Origin of the sequence: Natronomonas sp., from assembly GCF_046710025.1 — an archaeon.
GTDB lineage: Archaea > Halobacteriota > Halobacteria > Halobacteriales > Haloarculaceae > Natronomonas.
The window spans coordinates 1-9,752 of sequence record NZ_JBKEGK010000086.1 but is presented as its reverse complement, the minus strand read 5'-3'; the positions used below and the strand labels follow the sequence as shown (position 1 = coordinate 9,752).

At 61.8% G+C, this 9,752-nt stretch carries 9 protein-coding genes; 6 read left to right on the top strand and 3 right to left on the bottom strand.

Features of this window, described 5'->3' with window-relative positions; all coding sequences use genetic code 11:
* Positions 1-645, top strand: a 645-nt coding sequence (locus ACI944_RS07585; protein WP_411718447.1) for an FAD-binding protein, incomplete at its 5' end; no start/stop codon positions are given.
* Positions 646-707: 62 nt separating this feature from the next.
* Here the strand turns inward: ACI944_RS07585 and ACI944_RS07580 are convergent.
* Entirely contained in the window at positions 708-1,493 is a 786-nt protein-coding gene (locus tag ACI944_RS07580; RefSeq protein ID WP_411718446.1) for a VOC family protein, read from the bottom strand.
* Between the two features lie 107 nt (positions 1,494-1,600).
* Here ACI944_RS07580 and ACI944_RS07575 point away from each other — a divergent pair, with 107 nt between their 5' ends.
* The 3 genes from ACI944_RS07575 (at position 1,601) to ACI944_RS07565 (ending at position 4,251) form a co-directional block, all read left to right on the top strand.
* Positions 1,601-1,867, top strand: coding sequence for a hypothetical protein (locus ACI944_RS07575; RefSeq protein ID WP_411718445.1), 267 nt, complete (start codon positions 1,601-1,603; stop codon positions 1,865-1,867).
* Positions 1,868-1,917: 50 nt separating this feature from the next.
* Positions 1,918-2,274 carry a hypothetical protein gene (locus ACI944_RS07570; protein ID WP_411718444.1) on the top strand — a complete coding sequence of 119 codons (357 nt, stop codon included), beginning with the start codon at positions 1,918-1,920 and terminating at the stop codon, positions 2,272-2,274.
* A 162-nt stretch (positions 2,275-2,436) separates the two neighbouring features.
* Positions 2,437-4,251: an SLC13 family permease gene (locus ACI944_RS07565; protein ID WP_411718443.1), complete on the top strand. Its 1,815-nt coding sequence runs from the start codon at positions 2,437-2,439 to the stop codon at positions 4,249-4,251.
* A gap of 49 nt (positions 4,252-4,300) precedes the next feature.
* On the opposite strand, the gene ACI944_RS07560 is transcribed toward ACI944_RS07565, so the two are convergent.
* Complete coding sequence (locus tag ACI944_RS07560; RefSeq protein WP_411718442.1) at positions 4,301-6,235, bottom strand: GAF domain-containing protein; 1,935 nt, start codon at positions 6,233-6,235, stop codon at positions 4,301-4,303.
* A gap of 190 nt (positions 6,236-6,425) precedes the next feature.
* On the opposite strand from ACI944_RS07560, the gene ACI944_RS07555 reads away from it, so the two are divergent.
* Complete coding sequence (locus ACI944_RS07555) at positions 6,426-6,713, top strand: hypothetical protein (protein ID WP_411718441.1); 288 nt, start codon at positions 6,426-6,428, stop codon at positions 6,711-6,713.
* 21 nt (positions 6,714-6,734) lie between these two features.
* Here ACI944_RS07555 and ACI944_RS07550 read toward each other — a convergent pair whose 3' ends face one another.
* Positions 6,735-9,053, bottom strand: coding sequence for an amino acid permease (locus ACI944_RS07550; RefSeq protein WP_411718448.1), 2,319 nt, complete (start codon positions 9,051-9,053; stop codon positions 6,735-6,737).
* A gap of 230 nt (positions 9,054-9,283) precedes the next feature.
* Here ACI944_RS07550 and ACI944_RS07545 point away from each other — a divergent pair.
* Positions 9,284-9,752: Lrp/AsnC family transcriptional regulator (locus ACI944_RS07545; protein ID WP_411718440.1), on the top strand; the 469-nt coding region annotated here is incomplete at its 3' end.

The window sequence follows — 9,752 nt, the reverse complement described above, 5'->3', positions numbered from 1 at the left end:
ATTGACGGGCTGTTCGCGATCGGCGAGACGATGGCCGGCGTCCACGGGGCGAACCGACTCGGCGGGAACTCGCTCGCGGAGACGGTCGCCTACGGCGTCGTCGCGGGCGAGCACGTCGCCGAGCGGGTCGACGGCCCCGGAACAATCCCCGAGGAGGTGCTTGCGGAGACCGTCCAGTCACACCTCGGTGGGCTCGCCGCGATAGCCGACACCGATGGGTCGTACGAGGTCGAGACGCTCGTTGCCGAGTTGCGGGAACTGCTGTGGGAACACGCCGGTATCCTTCGCGATGAGGCGTCGCTACGGGCGGGTCTCGACGCGCTCGGCGACATCGGACGACGAGCCGCCGACGTGGATGTCGGGGACGTGACGAGTCGGTCCTTCGAGTTCGCCGTCGACCTCGGCTTCATGCTTACGGCCGCCGAGGCCGTCCTTCGAGGCGCGCTCAAGCGCACCGAGTCCCGCGGCGCGCACTACCGGACGGACTACCCCGATATCGACCCCGAACTGCGGTGCAACATCCATCTCGACGGTGCCGACATTGGCGGGATGCTCTCGCACACAGAGTCCGTAGGTGCTCCCAGCGAGGCCGTTCAGGCGGCCCTCGACGAGGGGCACGAACTGGATTACCACCAACTCGAATAGCGTCGGATTTTCCCGACCGCAGATAGCGTCGGGTTCTCCCGGCCGCGGATCAGCCAGCGAACTCAGAAGGGAAACAGCGATTCGGCGTCCGCGTCGCGCTCCAGCAGTTCGATCTCGTGGTCCTCGAAATCCTCGGCGAACGCGTACATGTTATCACAATCCGCGGGGTCGCGGTCTTCCGGAATCTCCCGCAACGTCAGCTGTTCCCAATCGTCTTGGAGGTCGTCGACCTGGACGCAGAGGTGGCCCCAGCCGTCGCCGTGGGTGTAGCTCCGACCGTCGTAGTTGTACGTCAATTCGAGGCTCATCGCCTCTTCAGGGGCGTGCTCCGGTTCGACAAAGAAGTTTGCGAACGTGTCGGCCTCCCAGCGGCTGACCGCCTCGTACTCGAACTTCCGGACCCAGTAGCCGAGCGCCGCGTCGGCGTCCTCGACTCTGATCATCGTGTGATCGAGGCTCCACGGTGATCCCTGCGAGCGCTCGACGAGTTCGATCTCGTGGCCGTCGGGATCCGTGACAAACGCGTATCGGCCGCCACAGGACGCCGGATCGCGGTAATCCTCGACACCGCCCTCCATTAGCCCCTCGTAGGCGGCTTCGAGGTCGCGGACGCGAACCGCGATGTGGCCCCACGCGTCGCCGATCTCGACCTCGTCTTGCCCCTCGTTGCTCGTCAACTCCAACATCGCCTCGTCGTCGCTCATATCCTCCGGTCCGAGGTAGACGATGCTGAACCCGTCGCCGTCGTGGCGGTCCTTGCGTTCGTAGTCCAAGTGCGTCTCATACCAGTCGATCGACGCCTCAAGATCGCCGACACGGATCATCGTGTGGTCGAGTAGCCCCGTCATAATCGATGAATCGGCGCTCGGGTACAAAAAACGTGCGTCGAGTGGACCGCCGTCGGAAGCGGCCCCGGTGACTGAGCGACAGTGAGGAATGTCGCCCGAGCGACACGATGCGGGAGCGCGTGCTGGAGAACAGTCGGAGGTTCTGGTTACCGTTGAACACGAACCGGTGGCTGGTTGCCGCCGGAACCTCGGGCGGCGTGTTCTTCGTGCTCGGCATCATCGGGCCACTCCACCCGATGGGGACGCCGACGCCGTTCAGTCAGGCGGACTCTATCGAGACGCTATCTCAAGCGCCGCTCACGTCCATCATCACGCGCGTCACGCTCGTGCTCACGCTCAGCCAGCTCGTACTCTCTCAGGAACTCAGCAGCTGAGTCAGGAACTGGAGCCGGTCGGGGACCAGCGCGAACGCACGGAGGGCGCGATGGCGTTCCGGAAGGATGTCGAGAACGTCATCGAGGTACCCGTGAGTCCCGCCCAGCCCTCGGCGTTCCTCCGGTCGCTCGTGAAACTCACGAAGCGCCACACCGACGCCCTCCAGAGCGCCAGCGCGGACATCGACGACGACACCCTGAACGACCAGGCGGCCGCGTTCACAGAGAACCTGAAGGGGAGCGCGGACGCTATCCGGAGCAATCTCGGAGGCTCACAATTCGGCGAGTTCGATATGGTGTTCTCCGCGCTGAACTACCCGCGGCGAGACGATTCGCGACGCCACGGGCTCGATTGGAAGCCGGAGTTGAGTCCGATCAAGACCGTGGACGAGCCGGGGGGTACCTGACAGACGGCCTCGAAATGGATGTAGGGATTCGACAGCCGACGGCGGGACGCACGCGAAGCAGCACCGAACCGACGACATCGAAATACCCCCACAGCTACTCCCGATCGATGGTGATCATCGACCAGTACACCCAACTACCATCACGATTGTTAGTATATATTGATGTCTACAGCGACTGTTGGGATGCTTCTCGTCTTTTTTATTATCCTCGTCGCTTTCATTCTGTTCGTCACCGAGCCTGTCCCGATCGACGTGACCGCGATCGGGATCATGGTCATGCTTATTATACTCGGTCCGTGGACTGGCGTTTCGCCACAAGAGGGCGTCTCCGGATTTTCGAACCCCGCAACACTCACCATTCTCGCGATGATGATCCTGAGCGAAGGCGTCCGCCGGACGGGTGCGATTCAGCGTCTTGAAAAGATAGTCGCCTCTTTAACGGGCGAGAGTGAGCACAAGCAACTCGGCGCAACGGTCGGGCTCGTCGGCCCACTCTCGGGAATCATTAACAACACCGCTGCCGTCGCCGTCTTGCTGCCGATGGTGAGCGATCTCGCTCACGAGAACGGAACGTCGCCGTCAAAGTTGCTCATCCCGCTTTCGTACGCGTCGATGGCCGGTGGGATGCTCACGCTCATCGGCACGTCCACAAACCTCTTAGCCAGCGACGTGGCGGGTCGACTCGCCACCGACTATCCTTCCTTGCACACGTTCTCGATGTTTGAGTTTACCCACCTCGGTCTCGTGGTGTTTCTCGTCACCGGGGTGTATCTCCTTACGATCGGATACTGGCTTGCTCCGTCTCACGTGACACCCCGCAGTACACTCGAAACGGCGCAAAAGGAGGAATTTCTCACAGAAGTAATCGTGGGGGAACAATCACCGTTTGTCGACTCGACGATTCGGGAAGCGCTCGAAGCGGTCGACCTAGAGGCGAACGTCACCCAACTGATTCGTGATGGTGACTATCATCGAGAACCGAAACTGTCGATGACGATCCGGGAGGGAGATACCTTCACGATTCGGCTCACCGAAGACGCGGTCCGGACGCTACACGGGATAGAGGGGGTCGAGTTCGTTCCGGAAGTCACGCCGCCAGGTGGTTTCGATGCGCTTGGCCCCGGAGAAACGCTCGTCGAAATCGTCGTTACCGCCGGGTCCGATCTCGTCGGCGAAACAGTCGAGTCGTCACGGTTTCAAAACCGGTATCAGACGGCCGTTCTGGCCATCCGCCGCGGCGGTGAGACCGCCTACGAACGCTTTCCGGAGTATCACATTCGTCCGGGCGACCTGCTGCTCATCGAGTCCGACCCCGACACCGTCGACCGACTCGCGGACGATCCGAATGTGATCGTGGCTGGCGAACTCGCCCTCCAGCAGTTCCGGTCGTCAAAACTCCCGATCGCAGTCGGCATCGTGCTCTCTGTCGTCGGGGTGGCGGCACTCGGCATCCTGCCGATCATGGTGGCTGCGCTCGGCGGCGTCCCCGTAATGATCGTCGCCGGTATCATCAAACCGGCAGAGGCGTACGATGCCGTTCAGTGGGATGTGATCTTCTTGCTGGCTGGCGTCATCCCGCTCGGCAAGGCGCTGTCGGAGACCGGCGGTGCCGATCTACTCGGCATGCTTGTCGTCTCGACGGCCGATTTCTTGCCCGTGATCGCCGTTCTCGGGCTGTTCTATCTGCTGACCGCTGCGGTTACCAACCTCATCAGCAACCAGGCCAGCGTCGTGTTGCTCATTCCTGTCGCTGTCGACGCGGCCGCCCAATTGAACGCCAACGCATTCGCCTTCGTTCTTGCCGTCACGTTCGCCGCCAGCACGGCGTTCATCTCGCCGGTTGGGTATCAGACCAACCTCTTCGTCTATGGTCCCGGTGGATACGAGTTCAGTGATTACATCCGAGTTGGCGGACCCCTCCAGGTGATCTTGGCCGTCGTCACGACTCTCGGAATCGCTGTTTTCTGGGGGCTCTAAGGAATTTTACAGTGATATACGCCAGTAACCGCAATACCGCCGACACCGGTCACTCCGAGGCGTATTCGACGCCGGTGATTTCGAAGCGCGCCCCGCCGTCGTCGCCCTCGGTAACGCGGATCGACCACCCGTGGGCCTCGACGATACTTTGGACGATGCTGAGTCCGAATCCGGTGCCGTCCTCGTTCGTCGAGTGACCCGCCTCGAACACCGCCTCGCGGTCGGCCTCGGGGACGCCGGGGCCGTCGTCGGCGACGTAGAAGCCGTCTTGATCCAAGAGGTCGCCGATCCGGACCGTCACCTCGGGGCCGCCGTGTTCGACCGCGTTCCGAATAAGATTCTCGAAGACCCGCTTGAGTCGGCTTCCGTCGGCCAGGATCGATCGGTCGGTCTCGACTTCGGGAGTCGCCCCGGCGGTATCGACGTTCGCCCAACACTCCTCCACGAGCGCCGCGAGGTCGACGATACCGGGGTCGGTCACCGTCGTCCCCTCCCGGGCAAACGTGAGCAGGTCCTCGATCAGCGCCTCCATTCGAGCGTGGGCGTTTCGGACGTGTCGTATATCCTCGCTGTCGCAGGCGTCGGCGACGAGTTCCAGCCGGCCCTGGGCGACGTTCAGCGGGTTCCGGAGGTCGTGTGAGAGGAGGGACGCGAACTCCTCGAGCCGCTCGTTTTGTCGCTCGAGCTTTCGGATCTGTGCTTCGTCGCTGATGTCCAAAAACAGCGCGTGCGTGCCGATGATGTCGCCGTCTCGGTCGTGTCTCGGGGCCGCACGGAGAATTGTGAGTGTTTCCGTCCCGTCGCGAGCCACGAGCGTTCGCTGTTCGCGGACGAAATCCCCCGCCAGCGCACGGTCGTAGCCGCCGCCACGGAGCTGTTCGGCGGACTGCTCGGTGTAGTGCTCGGTCAGACGCGTCCCGCGGAGTTCCTCACGGGTGTACCCGAGGTGTTCGGCGAACGCCCGGTTGCAGTCCTCGATGATCGGCTTGCTTTCGCTTATGCCGGTGAACACGACCATTACCGGGGCCTCCTCGAAGAGGGTCCGGTACTGGTCGGTGTACTGTTGTTGAAGCTCGATCCGGTGAGTGGCGTGAGCGATGGTCTCGCCGGCGCTCGCAAGCAGCCGCTGCTCCCGGTCGTCGAAGGCGTTGGGTCGGTCCGCGTACACGTTCAATACGCCGTAGAGCGTGTCGTCATAGACTAGCGGGATGGCGGCGCTGGAACGGTAGCCGCGTTCGAGGGCCTGCTCGCGCCAGGGCTCGTACTCCGGGTCCTCCCGAATGTTCTGCATCACCGCGATCTCGCCGCTCCGGATGGCCCGTCCGGTCGGGCCGCCCCCGGTTTGGGACTCATCGGTCGTTATCTCGACCGCTTCGAGGTACTCCTCGGCGACGCCGGCCGAACTTCGCGGTTCGACCGTTCGAGTATTGGGGTCGTGTTCACCGATCCAGGCGAAGCGGTACGGTTCCGCATCGTTGAGGATCTCGCAGACACGGTCGTCGACCTCCTCCCGGGTAGTCGCGCGAGCGAGGCTCTCGTTGAGTTCTCTAGCGACGCGGCCGATTCGTCGGGCCTCCTTGGCCTGCCGGGCTGCTTGGGCCCGCTCGACGGCGTTTTCGATACGAGCCAAGAGCAGAGAGCGGTGCCCGAGCACCTCGTCCGTTGGGATGTAGTCCGTTACGCCGGCCCGTAGCGCCTCTTCGCCGATCCACTTGGCCTGCCGATCCGCGTGGAGAATGAACGGAACGTCGGGGTGGGATTCGCGGACAGCCCGGAAAAACTCGAGTCCATCCCCGTCCGGGATGTCGGATCCCGATACGACGCAATCGACACCGCCACCCGACAGTATTTGAAGCCCTTCCTCGGGGGCTTCGGCGGTGCGGACGACCAACGACTCGTCGCCTTCGAGGGTTGACTCGACCGCCCCCGTCATAGACGGCTCGTCGACGTGGAGGACACAGAGCGCGTCTGCAAGCGGTGTCATAGATGGATTGGTATCACATTACTTCGGAACAACTATTTGTAAAACGTATGGGTTGTCGTCTGAAGGTCGTACGGGCATGGGGTTGTTGATACCGTCGACCCGACAACACTGTGTACAACCCTGCTCGGGTCAGTGCCGGCGGCACACATCCGATGGTGGGCTTTGTGTATCCGGGTGATAGATCACTCCGATGGCAGAGCCAGCAATCGTAATTCTCGCCGGCAATGAACCCCACTCTGACTACAGCCACGTCGCAAATAGGTTTAAACCCGCAAAGGAATTCGTTGAGGCCGACGGCGACGAGGTCAGGGTGATCTTCGACGGCGCGGGCACCCAGTTGATCCCCGGCGTCTCCGAGGCCGTCGAGGATGCGGAGGGTACCGTACTCAGTGAGTACGACGGCCACGCGAGCGTCCGCTCGCTCGTCGAATACGGAATGTCACTCGGTCATCGGAGGAGTGTCGCGTCGGTCAAATAGACGGCCCGAATCCCAAGAGGACTAGTTCTCGACGGCGCGCTCGTCAGGTTGCTTCTCGGGACGGCCCCTGAGTTTGTTGAGATACCGGTACACGGGGAAGAGGTAATCCTCGATCCGTTCGGGAACGCTCGTCGAACTGGCGTAGATGAGCACCGGGACATCGTCCAGTTCGGCCCGCTCGATTACCGCGTCCGGCGTACTCCCGAACACCCATTGCCGGAGGCGGCGGTCCCGCGACGCGCCGATGACCAGCACACCACCTTCCTCTTTGGTCTTCGTAACAAGCCCCTCCGCGATACTTGCGGCGGACACGTTGTACACGTGGAGGTCAGGGACACCATTTAATTCCGAGACGGTTTCCGCGGGATCCTCCGACGTTCCTTCACCCGCTGGATCGACGGAGATGACGTTCACGCCGAGTCCCTCCTCGCCGAGGTTTCTGACGAACTGTGCCGCTGCCAGATGGTGGGGCCCCCCGCCCGCGCCGATATTTACCTGCTTGATCTCCTCGTCCCCGACTCCGCTCGCGAATATGACGTCGCAAGGGGCCGTGTACTCGACCTTCCTCGTGATTTCGTCGTTTTCTTCGGGATACCCCATGATGATAAGATCGGCGCTATCCTCCCGGGCCGACTGGAGGATATCGAAGGCGATGTTCCGACAGGTGTGGCCCTGAACGGTGTACTCGACGGCGAACTCCTCGTCCGCGAGAACCTCCTTGATTCGCTCGACTCTTTCGTTGGCCACATCGGCCATCACCTCGTGGGGCGTCTGGTCGGGGATATCCGTGACGGTGATCACTTCGATCAGCGGCTGTTTGTCGCGTCCAGTAGCGAACAGCTCCGCTAGTCGGACGTATTTAGCCGCATTGTTCGGCCTCGCAACCGGGACCAGTACTCGGTAGTACCCTGCGTCCGGTTCGGCGGTCCCCTCCGCTCCCGTCTCCGCAGCAGCGGGTTCCGGCGGACGAACCCGCTGGACAAGTTCGTCGACCTCCTGTCCGCCCCCCCAGACGACGTACACGCCGATAAGCGCCATCGTCAGCCCGATCCCGGTCGCCACACCGGTCCGCGGGAGGTTGGTGATCAGCCCGATGTTCGCGATGATCCCGACGATAGGAACGACCGGCACGCCCGGAACGCGGAATCCCCGTTCGATCTCGGGGAACGCTCGCCGGTGGTAGATCAGCGCGCCATTGACGATAGCTAGCGGTAGAAGCAAATTAAACGTCGCAAACCCTGTCAGTACTGTTAATCCGAGATTGATCGACGTCAGTCCACCTTCCTCGGGGAACAGCGCGATGAACACGACGATCAGCGACACGATCGTGGCTATCGCCGCTGTCACGCTCCAGAACGGCGTCCTGAAACGGGCGTGGATGCGTGCGAACGCACGCGGTGCTTGACCCTGTCTGCCCATGAGCGAGCCGATGCTCGACGCCGCAAGAATCGATGCGTTGGACGCCGACACCATCGAGAAGACGGCCCCGGCGACGATCAACGATCGGCCGACTGGGCCGAGAAATCCGGCCGCGACCTCGCCCATGGCCGTCTCGCCCTCTCGGGCGATCACTTCGGGCGGCACCGTCGAGTTCGTCATCGCAACGATGACGAGCGCGTACAGGATCGTGACCGAGATAATACTGGCAGCAATAGCCCGCGGGACCGTCTTTCTCGGTTCGATGATCTCCCCCGCGCTTGCGGCGATCGCGGAGAAGCCGAAGAAGGTGATGAACGCCAGCGCGGAGATCGAGACAATCCCGACGATATCGGTCGAAAACTGCGCGGTGAAGTTCCCGACGGCGGTCGACGGGCCGCGGAAGGCGAACGCGCCGGAGATGAACGCGAGGAGTACAGCGACCTTTGCGCCCGAAACGATGAGCTGAAACGACCCGGATTCCTCCGTCCCTCTGGCGTTTAGGACCCCCAACAGCACTGCCGCAGCCACGGCCGATGAACCGTGCGGGAGCCACTGCAGCGACTCCGGAATAATGAATCTGAAAAACCACTCGTCCATAGTCGAGAGATAAAACGCCGTGGTGCCCGTGTACCCCAAAAACAGCGACATGCCGATCCCGTACGTCAGCAGCTTTTGCTCTTCGAACGTGCGTGACGTGAACAGGTATCCGCCACCGTTTTCCGAGTAGATCGACGCGAACTCGGAGTACGCTGCGGCGGTAATGCCGGCGATCACCGCCGCGATGACGAACGCGATCACCGCGCTGGAGCCGATCGCCGCGACTGCCGTTCCCGACAGCGAAAAGATCCCGGCGGCGATCATCGTTCCTAGACCGATAGCGAACGCGATCTTGAAATCGAGTGTGCGGGTGTGCTCAACCATGGACCCACCCATCAAGGCGGCCCCCCCCGAATCGATCGTTTCCGTTGGAGTGTTGTGCCGCCGCTACCGGTTTCATACCGAGTGATTGAATCCACATTTGTTAAAACTTCTCATAGTATTTGTGATACAAAAGCCATCTCTCGTAGAGTATCGGTTATCGAAAATATCGTCGAAGTAATTTCGAATCCGTAGAGAGACAAATGTATAAGTCAATTGTGAAACAGATAGGTATGAGCGACGGGACCGGTGATAGCGTCCGGCTTGATGACATCGATCGGCGGATCCTCCATGCACTCATGCGGGATGCCCGTAACACGTCGGCGACGGAGATCGCAGAGCAGGTGAGCGTCTCCGGCGCGACCGTCCGAAACAGGATCGCGCGGTTAAAAGACAACGGGATCATCGAGGGGTATCACCCCACTATCGATTTCGAACGGGCCGACGATGCGTTGCTCAACCTGTTTTTGTGCCATGTGAAGTTTGACGAGATCGAGCGCGTCGCGGCACAGCTAGGGACGATCCCCAGCGTGGTTGCCGTGCGCGAACTCATGGGTGGGCAGACGAACCTACATGTTCTCGTCGTGGGCGAGGACACGGGGGATCTCCGGCGGATCGGACAGGAGATATCGAAGTACGGCGTCGAAATCAAAGACGAGTTTCTCGTCGAGCGCCAGATGCGCTTTCCGTACTCCCCGTACG